This window comes from Butyrivibrio sp. NATIVEDY162 (assembly GCF_045999815.1).
Taxonomy (GTDB): Bacteria; Bacillota; Clostridia; order Lachnospirales; family Lachnospiraceae; genus Butyrivibrio.
This window is the reverse complement of the sequence record NZ_CP172573.1, coordinates 2,138,716-2,160,000: the sequence shown is the minus strand read 5'-3', so window position 1 is coordinate 2,160,000 and position 21,285 is coordinate 2,138,716. Positions and strand designations below refer to the sequence as shown.

The 21,285-nt window shown below is 42.9% G+C and carries 16 protein-coding genes, 3 tRNA genes and 1 rRNA gene (1 of these 20 only partly in view); 18 read left to right on the top strand and 2 right to left on the bottom strand.

What is annotated here, in order from left to right; genetic code table 11:
• The 12 genes from ACHCNF_RS09395 to dnaB all read left to right on the top strand — a co-directional run.
• Window positions 1–2,255: ribosomal RNA gene (locus ACHCNF_RS09395) — 23S ribosomal RNA — on the top strand (it extends 604 nt beyond the left edge of the window).
• 197 nt (window positions 2,256–2,452) lie between these two features.
• Window positions 2,453–2,525: transfer RNA gene (locus tag ACHCNF_RS09390), tRNA-Asn, on the top strand.
• A gap of 52 nt (window positions 2,526–2,577) precedes the next feature.
• Window positions 2,578–2,649 (top strand) — tRNA-Glu (locus ACHCNF_RS09385).
• Window positions 2,650–2,653: 4 nt separating this feature from the next.
• Window positions 2,654–2,724 (top strand) — tRNA-Cys (locus tag ACHCNF_RS09380).
• Window positions 2,725–2,848: 124 nt separating this feature from the next.
• On the top strand, window positions 2,849–3,751 hold the full coding sequence (locus ACHCNF_RS09375) for a S1 RNA-binding domain-containing protein (protein WP_408069549.1): 903 nt from the start codon (window positions 2,849–2,851) through the stop codon (window positions 3,749–3,751).
• A 120-nt stretch (window positions 3,752–3,871) separates the two neighbouring features.
• A complete protein-coding gene (locus ACHCNF_RS09370) occupies window positions 3,872–4,588 on the top strand; it encodes an NAD-dependent protein deacylase (RefSeq protein ID WP_408069548.1) in 717 nt (238 codons plus the stop codon).
• Window positions 4,589–4,789: 201 nt separating this feature from the next.
• A complete protein-coding gene (rpsF, locus tag ACHCNF_RS09365; RefSeq protein ID WP_026657701.1) occupies window positions 4,790–5,080 on the top strand; it encodes a 30S ribosomal protein S6 in 291 nt (96 codons plus the stop codon).
• Between the two features lie 22 nt (window positions 5,081–5,102).
• Window positions 5,103–5,561, top strand: coding sequence for a single-stranded DNA-binding protein (locus tag ACHCNF_RS09360; RefSeq protein ID WP_408069547.1), 459 nt, complete (start codon window positions 5,103–5,105; stop codon window positions 5,559–5,561).
• 83 nt (window positions 5,562–5,644) lie between these two features.
• Entirely contained in the window at window positions 5,645–5,908 is a 264-nt protein-coding gene (gene rpsR / locus ACHCNF_RS09355) for a 30S ribosomal protein S18 (protein ID WP_022763528.1), read from the top strand.
• Between the two features lie 187 nt (window positions 5,909–6,095).
• Entirely contained in the window at window positions 6,096–8,147 is a 2,052-nt protein-coding gene (locus ACHCNF_RS09350; RefSeq protein ID WP_408069546.1) for a DHH family phosphoesterase, read from the top strand.
• Window positions 8,148–8,339: 192 nt separating this feature from the next.
• The gene (rplI, locus tag ACHCNF_RS09345; protein WP_408069545.1) at window positions 8,340–8,786 is read left to right on the top strand and encodes a 50S ribosomal protein L9; all 447 of its coding nucleotides are present in this window, start codon (window positions 8,340–8,342) and stop codon (window positions 8,784–8,786) included.
• 1 nt (window position 8,787) lies between these two features.
• Window positions 8,788–10,146 (top strand): replicative DNA helicase, encoded by a 1,359-nt coding sequence (dnaB, locus tag ACHCNF_RS09340; protein WP_408069544.1) that lies wholly within the window; start codon window positions 8,788–8,790, stop codon window positions 10,144–10,146.
• 75 nt (window positions 10,147–10,221) lie between these two features.
• Here dnaB and ACHCNF_RS09335 read toward each other — a convergent pair whose 3' ends face one another.
• Window positions 10,222–10,392, bottom strand: a complete 171-nt coding sequence (locus ACHCNF_RS09335) for a 4Fe-4S ferredoxin (protein ID WP_022760404.1) — start codon at window positions 10,390–10,392, stop codon at window positions 10,222–10,224.
• A 430-nt stretch (window positions 10,393–10,822) separates the two neighbouring features.
• Between ACHCNF_RS09335 and nifJ the strand changes: the two genes are divergently transcribed.
• Window positions 10,823–14,350: a pyruvate:ferredoxin (flavodoxin) oxidoreductase gene (gene nifJ / locus ACHCNF_RS09330; protein ID WP_408069543.1), complete on the top strand. Its 3,528-nt coding sequence runs from the start codon at window positions 10,823–10,825 to the stop codon at window positions 14,348–14,350.
• Between the two features lie 279 nt (window positions 14,351–14,629).
• On the opposite strand, the gene ACHCNF_RS09325 is transcribed toward nifJ, so the two are convergent.
• A complete protein-coding gene (locus tag ACHCNF_RS09325; RefSeq protein ID WP_408069542.1) occupies window positions 14,630–15,331 on the bottom strand; it encodes an adaptor protein MecA in 702 nt (233 codons plus the stop codon).
• Window positions 15,332–16,085: 754 nt separating this feature from the next.
• On the opposite strand from ACHCNF_RS09325, the gene ACHCNF_RS09320 reads away from it, so the two are divergent.
• The 5 genes from ACHCNF_RS09320 to ACHCNF_RS09300 all read left to right on the top strand — a co-directional run bounded on the left by ACHCNF_RS09320 (window position 16,086) and on the right by ACHCNF_RS09300 (window position 21,262).
• On the top strand, window positions 16,086–17,801 hold the full coding sequence (locus tag ACHCNF_RS09320) for a glycosyl hydrolase family 18 protein (protein ID WP_408069541.1): 1,716 nt from the start codon (window positions 16,086–16,088) through the stop codon (window positions 17,799–17,801).
• Window positions 17,802–17,822: 21 nt separating this feature from the next.
• Window positions 17,823–18,881 carry an L-threonylcarbamoyladenylate synthase gene (locus tag ACHCNF_RS09315; protein ID WP_408069540.1) on the top strand — a complete coding sequence of 353 codons (1,059 nt, stop codon included), beginning with the start codon at window positions 17,823–17,825 and terminating at the stop codon, window positions 18,879–18,881.
• A gap of 85 nt (window positions 18,882–18,966) precedes the next feature.
• The gene (rpiB, locus tag ACHCNF_RS09310; protein ID WP_408069539.1) at window positions 18,967–19,404 is read left to right on the top strand and encodes a ribose 5-phosphate isomerase B; all 438 of its coding nucleotides are present in this window, start codon (window positions 18,967–18,969) and stop codon (window positions 19,402–19,404) included.
• 133 nt (window positions 19,405–19,537) lie between these two features.
• Window positions 19,538–20,020 (top strand): deoxycytidylate deaminase, encoded by a 483-nt coding sequence (locus ACHCNF_RS09305; RefSeq protein WP_408069538.1) that lies wholly within the window; start codon window positions 19,538–19,540, stop codon window positions 20,018–20,020.
• Between the two features lie 24 nt (window positions 20,021–20,044).
• Complete coding sequence (locus ACHCNF_RS09300) at window positions 20,045–21,262, top strand: cell wall hydrolase (RefSeq protein ID WP_408069537.1); 1,218 nt, start codon at window positions 20,045–20,047, stop codon at window positions 21,260–21,262.
• Window positions 21,263–21,285: the final 23 nt, after the last annotated feature.

Sequence of the window (21,285 nt, the reverse complement as noted above, 5' to 3'; positions counted from 1 at the left end):
GGTCCGGCGAGTTATGTTATGCGGCGAGGTTAAGGGCCTAAGGTCCGGAGCCGAAGGGAAACCAAGTGTGAACAGTGCGAAAGTCACATAACATAGACCCGAAACCGGGTGATCTATCCATGTGCAGGATGAAGCGGCCGTAAAAGGCTGTGGAGGTCCGAACTCACATCCGTTGAAAAGGGTGGAGATGACGTGTGGATAGGGGAGAAATTCCAATCGAACTCGGAGATAGCTGGTTCTCCCCGAAATAGCTTTAGGGCTAGCCCTGTATCATTCCTTTTGGAGGTAGAGCACTGAATATCCGCGGGGGCTTCACCGCTTACCAAAGATTATCAAACTCCGAATGCCAGTAAGGATAAGAACAGGAGTCAGACTGTACGAGATAAGTTGGACAGTCAAAAGGGAAAGAGCCCAGATCCACGGCTAAGGTCCCAAAGTGCGTGTTAAGTGGAAAAGGATGTGGGATTTCACAGACAGCTAGGATGTTGGCTCAGAAGCAGCCACACATTCAAAGAGTGCGTAATAGCTCACTAGCCGAGAGGTCCTGCGCCGAAAATTACCGGGGCTGAAACACGACACCGAAGCCTGGGGATCTTGAGTATCTACGGGTACTTAAGATCGGTAGGGGAGCATTCACAGGGGCGTCGAAGTCGTACCGAAAGGAGCGATGGAGCGCTGTGAAGAGAGAATGCCGGAATGAGTAGCGAGATGGAGGTGAGAATCCTCCAGGCCGAATATCCAAGGATTCCAGGGTAAAGCTGATCTGCCCTGGGGAAGTCGGGACCTAAGGCGAGGCCTGAAGGCGTAGTCGATGGACAGCAGGTTGATATTCCTGCACCTGATGATATCAGAAACTGTGGGGACGCAGGACGAAAGTGTGAGCCGGGAAAGGAAAACCCGGTCCCGCAAGGGGGAGCGAACTGAGAGTAGTGAAGCACATGGACGTACTGCCAAGAAAAGCCACTATTGCGTATCATCAGCCCGTACCGTAAACCGACACAGGTGGATGAGGAGAGGATCCTAAGGCCGGCGGGAGAAGCATTGTTAAGGAACTCGGCAAAATGTCCCCGTAACTTCGGGATAAGGGGAGCCTGCGAGAGCAGGCCGCAGAGAAGAGGCTCAAGCAACTGTTTAGCAAAAACACAGGTCTATGCGAAACCGAAAGGTGAGGTATATGGGCTGACGCCTGCCCGGTGCTGGAAGGTTAAGAGGAGAGGTTAGCGCAAGCGAAGCTTTGAATTTAAGCCCCAGTAAACGGCGGCCGTAACTATAACGGTCCTAAGGTAGCGAAATTCCTTGTCGGGTAAGTTCCGACCCGCACGAAAGGCGTAATGATTTGAGCACTGTCTCGGCAATGCACCCGGTGAAATTGAAGTACCAGTGAAGATGCTGGTTACCCGCGCCAGGACGGAAAGACCCCATGGAGCTTTACTCCAGGTTGATACTGGGATTCGGTACTGTATGTACAGGATAGGTGGGAGACTGAGAGGCTGTGACGTCAGTTGCAGCGGAGTCGCTGTTGGGATACCACCCTTATAGTACTGGGTTTCTAACCAAGGACCGTGAAACCGGTCCGGGGACAATGTCTGCCGGGGAGTTTGACTGGGGCGGTCGCCTCCGAAAGGGTATCGGAGGCGCTCAAAGGTTCCTTCAGAATGGACGGAAACCATTCGAAGAGTGCAAAGGCAGAAGGGAGCCTGACTGTGACACCGACGGGTGGAACAGATACGAAAGTAGGACTTAGTGATCCGGTGGCATGAAAGTGGGATTGCCATCGCTCAACGGATAAAAGCTACCCTGGGGATAACAGGCTTATCACTCCCAAGAGTTCACATCGACGGAGTGGTTTGGCACCTCGATGTCGGCTCATCGCATCCTGGGGCTGTAGCAGGTCCCAAGGGTTGGGCTGTTCGCCCATTAAAGCGGTACGCGAGCTGGGTTCAGAACGTCGTGAGACAGTTCGGTCCCTATCCGGCGCGGGCGTAGGATATCTGAGAGGAGCTGTCCTTAGTACGAGAGGACCGGGATGGACGGACCGCTGGTGTATCAGCTGCATCGCCAGATGCATAAGGCTGGGTAGCCAAGTCCGGAAGGGATAAACGCTGAAGGCATCTAAGCGTGAAGCCCCCCTCAAGATGAGATATCCCTGCTTTTAGCAGTAAGACCCCTTAGAGACTATGAGGTAGATAGGCACAAGGTGTAAGCACGGTAACGTGTTCAGCTGATGTGTACTAATAGGTCGAGGGCTTGTCCAATAAGGATATAGAACAAAAAAGCGGATCAAGATGTGTTCAGTGTTCGGTTTTGAAGGTACGGAATTTTGCAAATCCTCCCTTGCGATTGCTGCGCAATCCCAAGTGTGTGGCTGCGTCACGTGTTTTAAATACTTAACAATGCCTTGCATGCAAGCATGCAGATCATTGTTAAGCCTTTAAAACGTGAGGCTTTGCTTTCCTCAATAGCTCAGTCGGTAGAGCATTCGGCTGTTAACCGAAGTGTCGTAGGTTCGAGTCCTACTTGGGGAGCTCGTTTAACGGAGTTAAACAATAAAAGAAGCCTGCGAGGCAGGAAATATACGGCTCCGTGGTCAAGTGGTTAAGACATCGCCCTTTCACGGCGGTAACACGAGTTCGAGCCTCGTCGGAGTCATTATGGTGACTTAGCCAAGTGGTAAGGCGTGGGACTGCAACTCCCTGATCGTCGGTTCAAATCCGTCAGTCACCTTTAATATCAAGTCTTAAATGTCATAAGGCATTTAAGGCTTTATTCGTTTATTAGCATTTAAATATGGCGTTTCAGGGTGTAAAATTAAAAAAGATATTTGTAGAAAAGGGGAGGAGTAACAAAAATGGAATCAATGGAAGACTTTAAGGACGAGATTGACAGATCTTTTAGACAGATTAAAGAGGGGGATATACTCACAGGTACAGTAATTGGTGTGGAAGATACGTATGTGCTTTTAGACATCAAGTACTATACACAGGGTGTGATTAAGGCGGAAGATTTAAGCGATGATCCCAAGTTCAATATCAGAACTGATATAAAGGTTGGAGATGAGATAGAAGCAACTGTAGTAGCTACAGATGATGGTAATGGTAATATTCTTTTATCAAAGAAAGAAGCTACGCAGATTCTTGCATGGGATAAGCTTAAGGCTCTTATGGACAGTAAGGAAAATGTAACTGTCACTATAAGTGAAGCTGTAAAAAGTGGTGTTGTATGCTTCCTCGAAGGTATTAGGGCATTCATACCGGCATCAAAGCTTTCCCTCAACTATGTAGAAGAGGATGCTCTTAAGGATTTTGTAGGTAAAAAACTGGAAGTAAGAGTCATTACAGCCGACGAAAAAGATAAGAAACTTGTTCTTTCAGCTAGGGAGATTCTCAGAGAAAAGGCTGATGAAGAGAGAGCACAGAAGGTATCAAATGTTCAAGTTGGTCTTGTGACAGAGGGTACAGTTGAAAGCCTTCAGGATTATGGTGCATTCATTAACCTTGGTAACGGACTTTCAGGTCTTGTACATATTTCTCAGATTTCCAATCAGAGAATTGCTCATCCCAGCGCAGTACTTAAGGTTGGCGATAAGGTGAAGGTAAAGGTAACAGCTATTAAGGACGGTAAGTTAAGTCTTAGCATGAAGGCTCTCCAGGATATAGCAGCTACTGAGATTACTGAAGAGAAGATTGAATTTGAGAGTGAAGGCGAGGCTACTACATCTCTTGCAGATCTTTTAAAGAAGGCAGGTTTTTAAGGTTTTCGGATAAAGAAGACAGGTTTTTAAGATTTTCCGATAAGGAAGGATTTAAGATTTTCCAATTTGCTCAGGATTTAAAAGTACGATGCGCTTTATTGATAAGTGAGGTGACAGACTATGGATGATAAGATCAGAGAACTGAAGGAATTGATAGATGGGAGTAACAATATTGTTTTCTTTGGCGGAGCCGGTGTATCTACTGAGAGCGGAGTTCCTGATTTTAGAAGCGAGGACGGTCTCTATCATCAGCACTATAAATATCCACCTGAACAGATGTTAAGCCATAGTTTTTATGTACGAATGCCGGAGGAATTTTTCAGATTCTATAAGGATAAGCTTTTGGTAAAGGGGATAAAACCAAATAAAGCACATCTTAAGCTTGCTGAATGGGAAAAGCAAGGTAAGCTTAAGGCTGTAATTACACAGAATATAGATGGACTGCATCAGGCTGCAGGCAGCAAGGAAGTTCTCGAGCTTCATGGTAGCGTTCATAGGAATTACTGTGAAAAATGTGGTAAATTCTACGATTTTGATTATATGGCTGAATGTGAAGGCGTTCCTTACTGTGAATGTGGCGGAAGAATAAAGCCTGATGTTGTACTATATGAAGAAGGCCTTGATATGGACGTCATGAGTAAGGCTGTGAATTATATTGCAAATGCAGACGTGCTTATAATAGGTGGTACTTCACTTGTTGTTTATCCTGCCGCAGGTCTTATTGACTATTATCGGGGGCATAAGCTTGTACTGATAAACAAGCAGGCAACTACAAGAGATTCTCAGGCGGATCTTGTGATCCAGGGGCCTATAGGGGAAGTATTTGGACAGCTATAAAGAATTGAACCGCTAATTTTTTGTGATTAGAAATGTAAGGATTGGGAATTGTCAGTATATTCAAAGTGAATTCTGACTATCATAAAAAGGCATATTTTTGCTTGCAAGATTTCATATTTTGTGGTAAAGTCTATCTCTGTGATAATTTCCTTGTTACCATACTGAAAATGGTAGCCAGAGACCAAAAGGAGGTAAGAAAGCATGACAAAATATGAGTTAGCCGTTATCGTTAACGCAAAGATCGAAGACGACGCCAGAACAGCAGCTGTTGACAAGTGCAAAGCTTTGATCGAGAGATTCGGCGGACAGATCACAAATGTTGATGAGTGGGGCAAGAAAAAGCTCGCTTATGAAATCGAGAAGATGAACGAAGGCTTCTACTATTTCATACAGTTCGACGCTGAGCCTACAGCACCCGCTGATATCGAGAAGCGTGTCCGCATCGTCGATGGCGTCATTCGTTATTTGCTTGTTAAGCAGGACGAGGCCTAAATAGTAAAGGACGAGAAAAGATATGAATAAAGTTATACTTATGGGACGTTTAACAAGAGATCCTGAGGTGAGATATTCTCAAGGGGAGAGTTCTCTTGCAATTGCAAGATATTCACTTGCAGTAGACAGAAGATTTAACAGAAATAACCAGGATGGTCAGACAGCAGATTTTATTAACTGCGTAGCGTTTGGCAAGAATGGTGAATTTGCTGAGAAATACTTGAAAAAGGGAACTAAGATTGCCGTCACAGGCCGTATCCAGACAGGTAGTTATACCAATAAGGATGGTCAGAAAGTATACACTACAGAAGTTGTAGTCGAGGATCATGAATTCGCTGAGAGCAAGAATGCAGGAGGCGCTAATGCAGGATTCTCAGGTGGCTCACCGGCACCGACTTTTGATGCTCCCAGTAGCAACAATAGTGGTGATGGTTTCATCAATCTTCCTGATGGAATTGATGAAGAGCTTCCGTTTAATTAATTGATTTAATTTCACCCATGATAGGATATCATTTGATAATCGTAAGGGTGATGTCAACTGAAATTCGATAAGGAGGTACCACAATGGCTTTCAATAAGTCTGATAGAACCGATTCTCCTGTAAGAAGAAAAGGTGGTATGCACAGAAGAAAGAAAGTTTGTGTTTTCTGTGGAAAAGACAATGTTATTGATTATAAAGATACAGCTAAGCTGAAGAAGTTTGTTTCCGAAAGCGGAAAGATCCTTCCCAGACGTATCACAGGTAACTGCGCTAAGCACCAGAGAGAGCTTACATCAGCAATCAAGCGTGCTAGACACCTTGCACTCATGCCCTACGAAGCAGAGTAATAGCAGCTACTGATATAATCAGAATAGGTATATTATAGACACTTTCTAGAAGAGATTCTAGGAAGTGTCTTTTTTTCTAAAATAAGAGATAAAAACATCGTATATTTTGAATCAGATTTAAAGAGCTTTTTATTTATGTTATGATAAGATATATGCACATAACCATTGTAAGATGGAGAAAATAGTTATGCCAAAGAGTAGAATCAGGCTAAAGGGAAAACTTAAGACATTTCTTCGAATATTTATTTATCTTGGAGTACTTCTTGCACTTGTGATGATTGCTGTATTTACAGTGGACTTCACGGCAGGGCTTATTGTAGCTGCTTTTGCAGCTCTGTATTTTATGGCAGTCTTATATCTGGACTTTTATAATAAGCCGATCATTATGAATGAGCTTGTAAGCTTTGCTACAGAATATGGCCAGATTCAAAAGAGACTGCTTAGAGAGCTTGATCTGCCTCATGCGCTGCTTGATGATACCGGTAAGATAATTTGGACAAATGCTGCCTTTGAGAAGGCAACACATCAGGAGAAAGGTTTTCATAAATCCATATCCGTGCTTTTTCCCAATGTAACACCGGAGAAGTTTCCTTCAGGAGAAGAAGAGACTCATCAGGATGTGGAGTTTGAGGGGTATTTTTACACACTCAAGATGAAGAAGATATCTCTTGAGGAGATGGCAATAAACAGTGACATAATCGAGTCCGATGGATATGAGGGCTATCTGATAGCTGTTTATCTGTTTGATGAGACGGCGCTTAAGCTTGCAATAAACGAGGTGGATTCTCAGAGTCTTGCAGCAGGTCTTATTTATATAGATAACTATGATGAGGCGCTTGAGAGCGTTGAGGAAGTCAGAAGATCACTTTTGACAGCTCTTATTGACAGAAAGATAAATAAGTATATTGCGACCTGTGATGGTATTGCAAAGAAGATTGAAAAGGATAAGTACTTCATTGTTATGCCTAAAAAATCCGCGCAATATCTGAAGGAAGTGCGCTTTGACATTCTCGAGGATGTTAAGACAGTTAATATCGGTAATGAGATGGCAGTTACTCTTAGTATAGGAATCGGTCTTGATGGATTGTCCTATGCGCAAAATTATGAGTTTGCAAGGAACGCAATTGATGTTGCTCTTGGACGAGGCGGTGACCAGGCTGTTGTTAAGACTCCTGATGAGATAATGTACTTTGGAGGAAAAAGCCAGAAGGTTGAAAAGAGTACAAGAGTTAAGGCGAGAGTTAAGGCACATGCTCTTAAGGAAATCATTAACGGAAAAGATACCGTCATAGTAATGGGGCACAGGCTTGGTGATGTGGACAGTTTTGGATCTTCTGTGGGTATTTACAGGATTGCCAAGACTCTGGACAGAAGATGTCATATAGTCTTAAATGATGTGACTAATTCGATGAAGCCTCTGGTTGATCTTTTCAAAGATAATCCGGAATATGAGTCGGATATGATAATAAGTAACCAGCAAGCGATAGATATTGCAGGCAATAACGTGGTGCTTGTTGTTGTCGATGTCAATAAACCAAGTATTACAGAGTGCCCTGAACTTTTGAAGTTCTGTAAGACCATTGTGGTACTGGATCATCACAGACAGGGTGCAGAAGTCATAGAAAATGCGACTCTGTCATATGTTGAGCCTTATGCTTCAAGTGCCTGTGAGATGGTTTCCGAGATCCTTCAGTATATTGATGAGGCAGTTAAGATAAGGCCTGAAGAGGCTGACAGTATGTATTCGGGAATTGTTGTGGATACCAACAACTTCATGAATAAGGCAGGTGTCAGAACTTTTGAAGCGGCAGCGTTCCTTAGACGAAACGGTGCTGATGTTACAAGAGTAAGAAAACTTTTCAGAGAAGATGCGACAGAATACAAGGTAAAGGCAGACGCTGTCGGACAGGCTGAAATCTACAGAGGGGCATATGCCATTTCCGTGTGTGCAACAGAGGCGGTTCAGAGTCCTACAATTGTGGCTGCGCAGGCCGCAAATGAGCTACTGAATATCAAAGGTGTAAAGGCGAGCTTTACTCTTACGGAGTACCAGAATCAGATCTATGTCAGTGCCAGATCAATTGATGAAGTTAATGTTCAGATTATTATGGAGAAGCTTGGAGGCGGTGGCCATATAAGTTCAGCCGGATGCCAGTTTGAAGGTATAAGCACAGAGGTAGCTATCAACATGATAAAGAGCACTCTGGACAGTATGATTGAAGCCGGAGAACTCTCATGATACAGGCAAAAAAATCAGACATAGAATAGAGTAAATAATACAATAAAAGTGCAGTAAACGACATAGTCAAAGTGCAGTAAACAACATAGTCAAGAGTGCAGTAAATAATATATTCAAAAGAATAGTAAAAAAATAGTCAAAATACTGACAAAAATACAGTTATAAATCAGAAACAAAACGGAGGAGTGCAATATGGAAATAATTTTGTTAGAAGACGTTAAGTCTCTTGGAAAAAAGGGTGATATCGTAAAGGTTAGCGATGGATATGCTTCAAATTTCATTTTGCCTAAAAAGCTTGGAGTTGAAGCTACTAAGGCTAATCTGACTAATCTTAAAAATCATCAGGCAAAGGATGCCCGTGATGCGCAGGCTCTTCTTGAGAAGATGCAGGAATATGCCAAGGAAATTGAGAAGGCGACAGTTCGTCTTACAATGAAAGCCGGTGAGGGCGGACGAGTTTTCGGTTCTGTTTCTTCAAAGGAGATAGCTACGGAAGCTAAGAAACAGTTTGGTTTTGACATCGATAAAAAGAAGATTCAGCTCCCTGAGCCTATCCGTACATTTGGTACTACTGAGGTTCCGGTAAAGCTTCATCCTCAGGTTACTGCCACTCTTAAGGTTTCTGTAACGGAGGCTTGATATGCCTGAAGAAAATGTAATCCAGCGCACCATGCCGAACAGCCTTGAGGCTGAGCAGTCGGTGGTTGGTGCCATGATCATAGATAAGGATGCGATTCAGGTGGCATCTGAGATTATCTCCGGAGACGATTTTTATAACAGACAGCTGGGTATGCTGTTTGAAGCCATGGTTGAGCTCCATAAGGAGGGAACACCGGTTGACGGGATAACGCTTCAGAACCGCCTTAAGGAAAAGAATGCACCGCCGCAGGTTTACGATATGAACTATATTCTGGGAATGGCCGAGGCGGTTCCCACTTCTGCAAACGTAAAGTTCTATGCAGAGATCGTTCATGAAAAGAGTAAGCTTAGAGAGCTTATTCATTCCTGTGGTGACATAATAAACAACTGCTATAACGATAATATGGATCTGGCTGATCTTATGACGGACACTGAAAAAGAAATTTTCAGGATCACTCAGTTAAGGAATAGTGGTGAGTTTGTTCCGATCAGTGAGATTGTCATGAATGCACTGAATAAGATTGAACAGGCCAGCAAGATGCAGGGAACTGTAACAGGACTTGCTACAGGATTTACGGACCTTGATTACAGAACAGCCGGTTTTCAGCCATCGGACCTTATTCTTATAGCGGCTCGTCCCTCAATGGGTAAGACGGCATTTGTTCTTAATATTGCTCAGTATATGGCCTTTCATCAGGGAAAAACGGTTGCGGTTTTCTCGCTGGAAATGTCAAAGGAGCAGCTGGTAAACCGTCTTATGTCTATGGAATCGCATGTTGATTCGCAGCACATAAGAACAGGTAATATGACAGATATGGACTGGGAAAACCTGATAGAGAGTGCGGACCTGATCGGAAGGTCAAACCTGATAATTGACGACACACCAGGTATATCAATTCAGGAGCTTCAGTCAAAGTGCAGAAAATATAAGATGGAGCACAATCTCCACATCATAATGATCGACTACTTGCAGCTTATGAGTGGTAGCGGAAAAAGGTCTGCCGAGTCAAGACAGCAGGAAGTATCAGAGATTTCAAGATCTTTAAAGGCGCTTGCCCGTGAGCTTAATGTGCCGGTTGTTGCGCTGTCACAGCTATCCCGTGCGGTTGAGTCAAGACCTGATCACAGACCTATGATGTCAGACCTTCGTGAGTCAGGAGCTATCGAGCAGGATGCGGATATGGTTATGTTTATATACCGTGATGACTACTATAACAAGGATACTGACAGAAAGGGTGTTTCGGAGATAATCATCGCTAAGCAGAGAAACGGCCCTATCGGAACTGTTGAGCTGGCATGGCTTCCTGAATTTACAAAGTTTGCAAACTTAGAGCCTTCCAGGAGAAGTGCGCAAGAATAAAATTTTAAAAAAGCAAAATAAAAAACTCCGAAGCGTAAATGCTACGGAGTTTCTTTTTCATTTGCAAATATGCAATTAGCCCTGAGAAATAGCTGAAACAGGGCACTGAGCTGCGCATGAACCGCAGTCGATGCATGTATCGGGATCGATGTTGAACTGAGAATCTCCCTGAGAAATAGCTGAAACAGGGCACTGACCTGCACATGATCCGCAGCTGATGCAAGAATCACTAATAACGTATGCCATATCAAAAATCTCCTTCCTGAAATAAAAGTTAGTAATACGTGAAACAATTGGTATTAGCCGTTACCAATCTATATTACCTACTACAAAAGATATGATAATATAATTGTTTGTTTTTCGCAAGCAATTTAACGATAACTTTTATCTGTAAAGTGATACTTTAGAAAAGCTTTATTCTTTTTATATTTTCGTAATTTTGTTTAGAAAAATTATCAAAGGAAATGCGTGGAAATACAGTAATTACGTTGACTTTGATAAATCACAATGTTAGAATTTAAATTGCGCGTAGTGCGTAGATTAGCGATTTAACGGTATAGGTGTGTAAAAGCTTAACATGCCTATCCTGGAAATCCAAGTCCAAGTAGTCACAGGAATTCCGGTTTTTTCTTTGCCCCTGTGGTTACAATTTTATTAAAAGGTAGGAGGAATACAAATGGCAAGAAACATGAAAACCATGGACGGCAACGAGGCTGCGGCTTATGCTTCATATGCATTTACCGAAGTTGCAGCCATGTACCCGATCACACCTTCATCAGTTATGCCTGAGCATGTTGATGAGTGGGCTACTGCCGGCAAGAAGAACATCTTCGGTCGTACAGTACAGATTACAGAAATGCAGTCAGAGGCAGGTGCAGCAGGTGCTGTACACGGATCTCTCGTAGCAGGTGCACTTACATCTACTTACACTGCATCACAGGGACTTCTTCTTATGATCCCTGATATCTATAAGGTAGCTGGTGAGCGCCTTCCCGGTGTGTTCAATGTATCAGCTCGTTGCGTGGCTTCACATGCGCTGAACATTTTCGGTGATCATTCTGACGTCTATGCATGTCGCCAGACAGGTGCAGCAATGCTCTGCAGCTCAAGTGTACAGGAAGTTATGGATCTTACACCTGTATCATACATGGCTGCTATCGAGGGCAAGCTCCCCTTCATTAACTTCTTTGATGGTTTCCGTACATCACACGAAATCCAGAAGATCGAAGTTTGGGATTACAAGGATCTCGATGAGATGGTAAATCACGAGGCAATTGACGAGTTCAAGGCTAACGCTCTTAACCCGAATCATCCTCGTCAGATGGGTTCAGCTCAGAACCCTGATATCTTCTTCCAGGCAAGAGAAGCTTGCAACACAGGTTATGATGAGCTTCCTGCAATTGTTCAGAAGTACATGGACAAGGTTAATGCTAAGCTTGGAACAGATTACAAGCTCTTTAACTACTACGGAGATGCAAATGCTGAGACAATCATCATTGCTATGGGTTCCGTAAACGATACAATTGAAGAGACAATTGATTACCTTGCTAAGAAGGGTCAGAAGGTCGGCGTTGTTAAGGTTAGACTTTATCGTCCTTTCGATGCTAAGGCTCTTGTTGATGTTATTCCTGCAAGTGTTAAGAGAATCGCAGTTCTTGACAGAACTAAGGAGCCCGGTTCATACCGTGAGCCTCTTGCTCTTGACGTTATCGCAGCTCTTAAGGGCACAAAGTTTGAGTCAGTTCCTGTAATGTGCGGACGTTACGGTCTTGGTTCCAAGGATACAACTCCTGAGCAGATCGTTGCTGTTTACAACAATACAGATAAAGAGCAGTTCACAATCGGTATCAATGATGATGTTACACATCTTTCACTTGATGCTGGTGCTCCCCTTGTTACAACTCCTGAGGGAACAACAAACTGCAAGTTCTGGGGTCTTGGTGCTGACGGTACTGTTGGTGCTAACAAGAACTCCATCAAGATCATTGGTGATAACACAGACATGTATGCTCAGGCATACTTCGATTATGACTCTAAGAAGTCAGGTGGTGTTACAATGTCTCACCTTAGATTTGGTAAGACTCCTATCAAGTCTACTTACCTCATCAAGAAGGCTAACTTTGTAGCTTGCCACAATCCTTCATACATCCGCAAGTTCAACATGGTTCAGGAACTTGTTGATGGAGGATCATTCCTTCTTAACTGCCCTTGGACAGTAGATCAGCTCGAGGCTGAGATCCCCGGGCAGGTTAAGAAGTTCATGTATGACCACAAGATCAACTTCTACATCATGAACGGTTCTAAGATCGGTGTTGAAGTAGGTATGGGTCCTACAAGAATTAACACAATCCTTCAGTCTGCATTCTTCAACATCACAAAGATCATCCCTGAAGATGATGCTATCAAGTTCATGAAGGATGCTGCTCAGAAGACATATGGCCGTAAGGGTGAAGATGTCGTTAAGAAGAACTGGGCTGCTATCGATGCCGGTGCTGATCCGAAGAACCTCATCAAGGTTGAGATTCCGGAGAGCTGGAAAGATGCTAAGGACGAAGGCCTTGAGTTCACAGAAGCTAAGGGCGATCGTAAGGACGTTGTTGATTTCGTTAACAACATCCAGAGCAAGGTTAATTCTCAGGAAGGTAACACTCTTAAGGTTTCAGATCTTCTTCCTTATGTTGATGGTTCTACACCTAGTGGATCAGCTGCATTCGAGAAGAGAGGTATTGCAGTTAACGTTCCGAAGTGGGATGCTACAAAGTGCGTAGAGTGTGGATTCTGCTCACTCGTTTGTCCTCACGCTGCAATCAGAACAGTTGCTCTTACAGATGACGAAGTTGCTAAGGCTCCTGAAGGACTTCAGACAAAGGATCTCAACGGAGTTCCCGGATACAAGTTCTCAGTTGTTATCTCTGCACTTGATTGTACAGGATGCGGCTCATGTGCTAATGTCTGCGTAGGTAACAAGGCAGGCGAGACACTTAAGATGGGCGCTATCGCTGACAACAAGGATGAGCAGAAGTACTTCGACTATGCTGTTAAGACTCCTGTTAAGACAGAAGTTGTTGAGAAGCTTAAAGAGACAACAATCAGAGGTTCACAGTTCAAGCAGCCTCTCCTTGAGTTCTCAGGCGCTTGCGCAGGTTGTGGTGAGACACCTTATGTTAAGCTTGTTACTCAGCTCTTTGGTGACAGAATGTACGTTGCTAATGCTACAGGATGTACATCAATCTGGGGTAACTCCTCACCTTCAACACCTTACACAGTAAATGCTAAGGGACAGGGTCCTGCATGGGATAACTCACTGTTCGAAGATAATGCTGAGTTTGGTTTCGGTATGGTTCTTGCACAGAACGCACTCCGTGATGCTATCAAGGAGAAGGTAGAAGAGATCGTTGCAGCTGGCGGTTCTGCAAAGGATGCAGCTCAGAAGTATCTCGATACATTCACAAACGGTGCTACAAACACAGCTGCTACAGAAGAGCTCGTAGCCGCACTTGCAGGTGACAGCTCAGATGCTGCTAAGTATGTAGTTAAGAACAAAGACTTTGCTGCTAAGAAGTCACAGTGGATCTTCGGTGGTGACGGATGGGCATTCGATATCGGATTCGGTGGTCTCGATCACGTACTTGCTTCCGGTAAGGATGTAAACGTTCTCGTTGTTAACACTGAGGTTTACTCAAATACAGGTGGACAGTCTTCAAAGGCTACTCCTACAGGTGCTGTTGCACAGTTCGCTGCAGGTGGTAAGGAAATCAAGCAGAAGGATCTTGCTTCTATCGCAATGAGCTATGGTTATGTATACGTTGCTCAGATCGCTATGGGTGCTGATATGAACCAGACACTTAAGGCAATCGCAGAGGCTGAGGCATATCCGGGACCTTCACTTATCATCGCTTATGCTCCTTGTATCAACCAGGGTCTTAAGGCCGGCATGAACAAGGTTATGGACGAAGAGAAGAAGGCAGTTGCTACAGGATACTGGCATATGTTCAGATTCAATCCTGCTGCAGAGCAGAAGTTCTCACTTGACAGCAAGGCTCCTACAGAAGAGTATCAGGACTTCCTTGATGGTGAGGTTAGATACCTTTCACTTAAGCTCAAGAATCCTGAGAGAGCACAGAAGCTCTATGCTAAGTCTAAGGAGAACGCTCAGGAGCGTCTTGACTACCTGAACAAGCTCGTTACTCTTTATTCAAAATAATTTGTAATAAGAGCAAAAACTTATTATGAACCAATTAAGGCTTCGGAGAGAAATCTCCGAAGCCTTTTTTATATCATAGGAAATTGCTTTCCTATGATATAAAAAACACTCCGTGAGGATGCGCACTCGCGCGAAAGGAATATGTTGCATGCTGCAACCGCGCTCGGCGCGAGAATGTCGCAAGCGACATTCTTTTCTTGCCATTTGTGTACTAAAAAACGGCATGAAAATGTTAATTTAAAACTAACAATTTCATGCCGCTATTTTTAAAATTAAAACTTAAACCTGAGACAATTTCTGAATCGCCTGATCCTTGATGATCACTGTATAGTGCTCATTCAGATACTGCTCACTGATAGAATTAGAAGACTCAGATCTGCCATATTCTGACAAAAGTGTGCAGAGCTTCTGAAGTACAGTGGCAGATTCGTTATCAGGGTGAATCAGAAGATACAATCTGCCGTTTGATTCATTTTTGTACAATGTGTTTCTCACAGAAACATTCACCTGATTAAGTGATGTAAACTGCATTACATCGTGCATGGAACCAAAAGAGAAGAGGAAAAACGGATCCACATTCTTTGAAACCTTCTTAGCCTCTGCAGGGGATTCATTTTTCAATTTTTGGAAAAGATCCATAATATCTTCCTCGGTCTCGTCCTCGTTGTCATCTCCTGTGATCTCACTCTGAAGTGAGGGGGAGAAATTGGCAAAACGGGTATCAAGCTCCTCAGGATCTTCTACTTTGGTTATAATGAGAACGATGCACTCGGAATTAATCGGAACAGCTTCGATCATCAGCGGAATGTCCTCTGCATCGAATCCGAATTGGTAACTGGCCTGCTGCATCATATCGCGAAACAGGTCCTTAGCCTTGTCTGTCCCGTATGCAAGTTCGCTGATCTTCAGCTCTCTGCTTGCGAGATCTTCCTTTGTGAGTGTGCATCGAATCTGACAATCATTAACGCGTTCGATTTTCATGCGATGCCCTCCCTATATAAAAAAGTTTATAATAATCTACTATTAGTTTTTATATGTTAAATGATACAAATCCACGTGTCAATAGATATATCGGTTTGTTTTTGAAAATAATGCATAAAATAATAATAAAAAATAATAATGAAATTTGGTGTTGACAATATGATTTTTGTAATGTATATTACATAACCGTGGTGCCTCTGCAAAGCGTATCAGGGAGGAGGCATGGTACACAACAGTTTAATATAAATGTTTCACGTATTCTGCGTGGAATGTCTTACAAGTTCAACCGATAATCTCGGAAGAAATCACAAAAATATACCTGTAAACTTTTTAATGACAAATCAAAACAACAAAACTTGCAGGAATTGTTTTTAGTAGTAAAAGATTGTGATACAGCAGTGGCACCAGTGCCATTTGCCGGCGATCTCTGAATTTCTTTCTTTACTGGGAGAATAATAATACTATCAGACTTATAAGCAGTACTTGGGAAATTATCACTAAGTTAAAAACTCTAAGATTATATAGAGTATCTCTTTTTAGTGTCTGGCAGTACTTTAAAACCTCCTGTGATTACAATTAAAAATTTAAAGGAAAATGTTGGCCCCACCAGCAGAAAGATATGTCGGAATAAGACAAAAGACATAATTAAGAAAGTCCAAAATAAAGAGAGGAATATCAGAGTAATCGCCGAGAAAATGGTAATAGTTATAAATATTTGGTATAATGAGGCGATTGAAAGGAGTCGGGATTTTTAATGAAGAAAAAGATTAAACCGGTGATTTTTATAATTGCCCTTATTATAATTATAGGATTAATATATGCAGGACAGCTTGCATGGGAGCATTTTTCATATACGAAGGACAGAGCTGATTTAAATGAGTATTATGGGCTTACGGATGCAAAGCAGGCGGTTCTTATAATAGACGATCAGCTCATGGAGGAAAAGGCTACATACTTAAATAATAAGTTTTATCTTGATTACAATTTAGTTAAGGAATATATAAGCAGCAGATTTTATTATGGCAAAAATGATGGCATCATCGTTTATACAGGGCCAAATGCGATTTATACAGCTGCAATTGGAGAAAGTACGATCAGTTCTTCAAGCGGAGAGGTGATAAATCTTGATACAGCGGCAGCTATTCTTGAAGGCGACAATCTCTATGTCTCTGTGGACTATATTACAATGTTTACGTACAATACTTATGATGGCTTTGCTGATGAAGGACCTGCAAGGATCAGAGTTTATACCGGTCAGGGTAAAGAGATGCAGGTTGGTAACCTTGGTAAGGATATTGCTATCAGAAAGCTCGGCGGAAGAAAGAGCGAGGTTGTAAGTGATCACACTGCTGGACCAGTGACTGTTGTTGAGCAGATGGAGGAATGGTCAAGAGTTATCACAAGCGACGGACATATCGGATATATAGAGAATAAGCACATAAAGGATATTCAGCCTCAGGTTCTTGCAGGTGGTGGTGCTGATAAGGTTGATCTGGGAGAGTATACTTCCATATCAATGGAAGGCAAGGTGAACATGGGATTCCATCCTATTGGAGGCGTTGCCGGGAATGAATCGATCAATGGCATAATTGCGCAGACTAAGAGCCTTAATGTTCTTGCTCCCACATGGTTTTCACTCTCTGATACAGAGGGTAACATATCAAGCTATGCGACAAACGATTATATTACAACAGCTCACGCAAATGGAGCTCAGGTTTGGGCAGTTGTAGATAATTTTAATAATGAAAATAAGCCAAGCACAGAGGCAGTACTTTCAAGTGCAGCAGCCAGGGCTAATCTCATATCAAATCTGATGCAGCAGCAGGCTGAGTATGGATTTGAGGGCATAAATGTTGACTTTGAGTTAATTGGTGAGGAATATGCCGATTCATACCTTGAGTTTATAAGAGAGTTAGCTGTGGTGTGCCGACAAAACAGTATTATTTTGTCAGTAGATGATTATGTACCTATGGATTTTAATGATCACTATGATCTGATCGAACAGGGGATAATTGCTGATTACGTGGTTATAATGGGATATGATGAGCACTACGCAGGATCGGAGGAAGCAGGATCTGTTGCTTCCATCGGCTACGTATCAGCAGGTATCAATAAGGCACTTGAACAGGTGCCGGCATCAAAGCTCATTAATTCTGTTCCTTTTTATACCAGACTTTGGACAACAAGCGGAGGAGAGCTTTCCAGTAAAGCACTTCACATGGATGGTGCACAGAGCTTTATCTCTGAAAATGGAATAGAGATGAAATGGGATGAAGATACTTGTCAGTATTATGGTGAGAAAACAGCAGATAATGGCGATTTTTATCAGATATGGAATGAGGATGCAAAGTCCCTTGAGGCTAAGCTCTCGGTAATGCAGAACTCAGGAATTGCAGGTGTAGCAGAGTGGGCTCTTGGATTTGAGACCGCAGATGTATGGGATGTGATCGCTGATTATATGGCAAAGTAAGATTGGAATATAATAGTAAAAATGAATACAGAAGTTGTAAAAATAGAAGAAGGAAATATTGATGAAAACGCTCTTGCGGATTTGAAAAGAGCAGGAGATATAATTAAAAATGGTGGGCTTGTAGCTTTTCCCACTGAGACGGTTTACGGACTTGGCGGTGATGCGCTTAATCCGGAGTCTTCAAAGAAAATTTACGCAGCGAAGGGCAGACCTTCGGATAATCCGCTGATAGTTCATGTGGCTGATATGGAGTCAATAGAGAGGATTGTAGAGGAAGTGCCGGAGGCAGCTTATAAGCTTGCAAAAGCAGTATGGCCGGGACCTCTTACAATGATAATGAACAAATCTGATGCAGTTCCTTATGAAACTACAGGGGGACTGGATACGGTAGCCATAAGAATGCCTAGCAACAAGATAGCAGCAGAGCTTATAAGGCAGTCCGGAGGTTATATAGCGGCGCCCAGCGCTAATCTGTCAGGAAGACCAAGTCCAACTGAAGCAAAATACTGCGTTGAAGACCTTGATGGCAGAGTAGAGATGATAATAGACGGAGGTCAGGTTGGTATCGGACTGGAATCAACAATAGTTGATCTGACTGTGGATACACCAATGATATTAAGGCCCGGATATGTTACAAGAGAGATGCTTGATGATATTCTGGGTGATGTGAGCATAGACAGGACTATACTCAGTGCAGACAGCGGAGTAAAGCCCAAGGCTCCCGGAATGAAATACAGACATTATGCTCCCAAGGGAGACCTTACAATAGTTGAGGGAGACTCCCAAAGAGTTATAGAATATATTAATAATGAAATTGAGAAGCTTCGCGCTTCCGGTACAAAAACCGGAGTAATAGCAACATCACAGACAAGGGATTATTATAAGGCTGATGTTGTTAAGAGCGCAGGAAGCAGAGATGATGAAGAGGAGATTGCAAGAAACCTTTTCAGTATTCTCAGACAGTTTGATGATGAAAATGTAGGCTGTATGTATTCTGAAGCTTTTAATGAAAATGGAATCGGACAGGCTATAATGAACAGGCTCCTTAAGGCAGCAGGACATAAGGTGGTCAGGGTATAAATATAATGATAATCACGCAGAACAGTGTTGTATTTAAGTACAGCACGAGTATCTGCGAATAATATAAAAAAGAGGAGTATGAAAAATGATAGCACTTGGTAGTGATCACGGCGGATTTGACATTAAGCAGGTGGTTATTGAGCACCTGAAGGAGAGAGGAATCGAGTATAAGGACTTTGGAACTTATGACAAGAATTCCTGCGATTATCCGATTTTTGGTAAAGCAGCAGCGGAGGCTGTAGCCAACGGAGAATGCGAGAAGGGTATTGTTATCTGCACAACAGGTATAGGTATCTCAATCGTTGCCAATAAGGTTAAGGGCATCAGATGTGCACTTTGCAGCGAACCTCATTCTGCAAGACTTACAAGAGAGCATAACGACGCCAATGTCCTTGCTATGGGCGGAGCTCTCATCGGACCTGATATGGCTATTGATATTGTTGATACATTTTTGGATACTGAGTTCTCAGGTCTTGAGAAGCATGTAAGAAGAATCGGAGAAATCTCTGATATAGAGAAATAAATGTAAGCTTACTGTTTTTGAGGAGACATAGAACGTTGTTCTTTGTATAAGGAGATAATACGGGGGTAGATATGATTATCTTCTTGGCGTTAAGAATTACGGAGCATAGGCTCGGGGGAAAGGAAGGTTACGTATGAAAAGAGAAGACTACATATCCTGGGATGAATATTTTATGGGCGTTGCCAAGCTTGCTGCAATGCGTTCAAAGGATCCGAATACTCAGGTTGGTACCTGCATTGTAAGTCAGGATAATAAGATATTGTCCATGGGATATAACGGGTTCCCTATTGGCTGTGATGATGACAGCTTCCCTTGGGAGAGAGATGGGGAGGATGAGCTTTCCACAAAATATCCCTTTGTTACACACAGTGAGCTTAATGCTATTTTAAATTACAGAGGCGGAAGCCTTGACGGCGCAAAGCTCTATGTTTCTCTTTTTCCTTGTAATGAATGTGCTAAAGCGATCATTCAGGCAGGGATTAAGGAAGTAGTTTACGACAGTGATAAATACAGCTCCTCTGCAGCTACAAGGGCATCCAAGAGGATGTTTGATGCTGCAGGAGTGAAGTATCATCAATATAGCAGATCAGGAAAAAACATACATATAGAGATTTAAGCTCTGTATGTTAAGAGGATTAGTGTGAAAAGTTATTGGGGAAAAACCTTTCGTTTGGCATCTCTTATCCTGTTGCCGGTTTTATGCCTTAATCTGGGGAAACCGGCGGTGAGCGTTCACGCTACGGAAGAGACGAAAAAGAAGCTGGAGGAAGCAAAGGACAAACTTAATAAGACCAAGAATCAGCTTGATGAGACTAATGAGCAGCTTGATGATAAAAAGGAAGATATCACCAATTTGCATCAGGAGAAGAGTGTCCTTGAGAATAAGCTCAGTGATCTGAATGACCAGCTGACACAGGTGAGTAACAATCTCTCCGACCTGGAAGGGCAAATAGATACCAAAGAGGATGAGATTGCTACGACTCAGGAGGAGCTTGCTGCGGCTATTACAATCAGAGATGAGCAGTATGCCGCTATGAAAAAGCGAGTGCAGTTTATCTATGAAAAGCAGGGCTTTATGCTTATGGATATGCTTCTGGATGTCGGAGGCTTTGCTGATTTTTTAAATCACAGCGATTATGTTGCTGCTCTTTCAGCATATGACAGAAAAATGCTGGAGCAGTATAAAGAGACATGTGTGAATATTGATGCTAAGGAAAAGGCTCTTCAAAATGAAAAATCCGAGCTTGATCAGTGCAAGGTAGAGGTTGAGGCCGAACAGAGCAGGGTGTCAGGTCTTGTTAGTAAGACCAGCGGAAGCATCAATGAGTATAAGCAGAATATATCCACAGCTGAGGAAGAAGCCAGAAATATTGAGGATAAAGCAAGAGAATATGAGTCTCAGGTCGAGGAACAGAACAAAGACGTAAAAGAGCTTGAGGCCAAGCTTGCCGAAGAAATAAGGCTATCAAAATTGGCTGCAAAGTCAAAGTGGAGAAACATTTCAGAGGTTTCTTTTGCGGAAGGTGACAGATATCTTCTTGCAAATCTGATCTACTGCGAGGCGGGAGCCGAACCCTATGAAGGAAAAGTGGCTGTTGGAGCAGTAGTAATAAACAGAGTTTTGAGTTCGGTATACCCTGATACGGTTACCGGAGTAATATATCAGTCAGGACAGTTTTCACCGGTTGGAAGTGGAAGATTTGCACTTGCGCTTGCAAACGGAAGTGCTACAGAGTCCTGCTATCAGGCAGCAGATGCTGCAATGAGCGGTGCTACCAATGTAGGAAACTGCGTATACTTCCGTACGCCTATCCCGGGATTGTCAGGTATTAACATTGGCGGGCATGTGTTCTATTAAAAAGTGGCCGCTAAATCTTTATT

What these genes read in the sequence shown, in the direction of transcription:
- dnaB (WP_408069544.1), top strand. Translation starts at nt 8,788, where the DNA reads ATGCCTGAAGAAAATGTAATCCAGCGCACCATGCCGAACAGCCTTGAG.
- rpsR (WP_022763528.1), top strand. Translation starts at nt 5,645, where the DNA reads ATGGCTTTCAATAAGTCTGATAGAACCGATTCTCCTGTAAGAAGAAAA.
- rpsF (WP_026657701.1), top strand. Translation starts at nt 4,790, where the DNA reads ATGACAAAATATGAGTTAGCCGTTATCGTTAACGCAAAGATCGAAGAC.
- ACHCNF_RS09370 (WP_408069548.1), top strand. Translation starts at nt 3,872, where the DNA reads ATGGATGATAAGATCAGAGAACTGAAGGAATTGATAGATGGGAGTAAC.
- rplI (WP_408069545.1), top strand. Translation starts at nt 8,340, where the DNA reads ATGGAAATAATTTTGTTAGAAGACGTTAAGTCTCTTGGAAAAAAGGGT.
- ACHCNF_RS09375 (WP_408069549.1), top strand. Translation starts at nt 2,849, where the DNA reads ATGGAATCAATGGAAGACTTTAAGGACGAGATTGACAGATCTTTTAGA.
- rpiB (WP_408069539.1), top strand. Translation starts at nt 18,967, where the DNA reads ATGATAGCACTTGGTAGTGATCACGGCGGATTTGACATTAAGCAGGTG.
- nifJ (WP_408069543.1), top strand. Translation starts at nt 10,823, where the DNA reads ATGGCAAGAAACATGAAAACCATGGACGGCAACGAGGCTGCGGCTTAT.
- ACHCNF_RS09315 (WP_408069540.1), top strand. Translation starts at nt 17,823, where the DNA reads ATGAATACAGAAGTTGTAAAAATAGAAGAAGGAAATATTGATGAAAAC.
- ACHCNF_RS09305 (WP_408069538.1), top strand. Translation starts at nt 19,538, where the DNA reads ATGAAAAGAGAAGACTACATATCCTGGGATGAATATTTTATGGGCGTT.
- ACHCNF_RS09360 (WP_408069547.1), top strand. Translation starts at nt 5,103, where the DNA reads ATGAATAAAGTTATACTTATGGGACGTTTAACAAGAGATCCTGAGGTG.
- ACHCNF_RS09350 (WP_408069546.1), top strand. Translation starts at nt 6,096, where the DNA reads ATGCCAAAGAGTAGAATCAGGCTAAAGGGAAAACTTAAGACATTTCTT.
- ACHCNF_RS09320 (WP_408069541.1), top strand. Translation starts at nt 16,086, where the DNA reads ATGAAGAAAAAGATTAAACCGGTGATTTTTATAATTGCCCTTATTATA.
- ACHCNF_RS09325 (WP_408069542.1), bottom strand. Translation starts at nt 15,331, where the DNA reads ATGAAAATCGAACGCGTTAATGATTGTCAGATTCGATGCACACTCACA.
- ACHCNF_RS09335 (WP_022760404.1), bottom strand. Translation starts at nt 10,392, where the DNA reads ATGGCATACGTTATTAGTGATTCTTGCATCAGCTGCGGATCATGTGCA.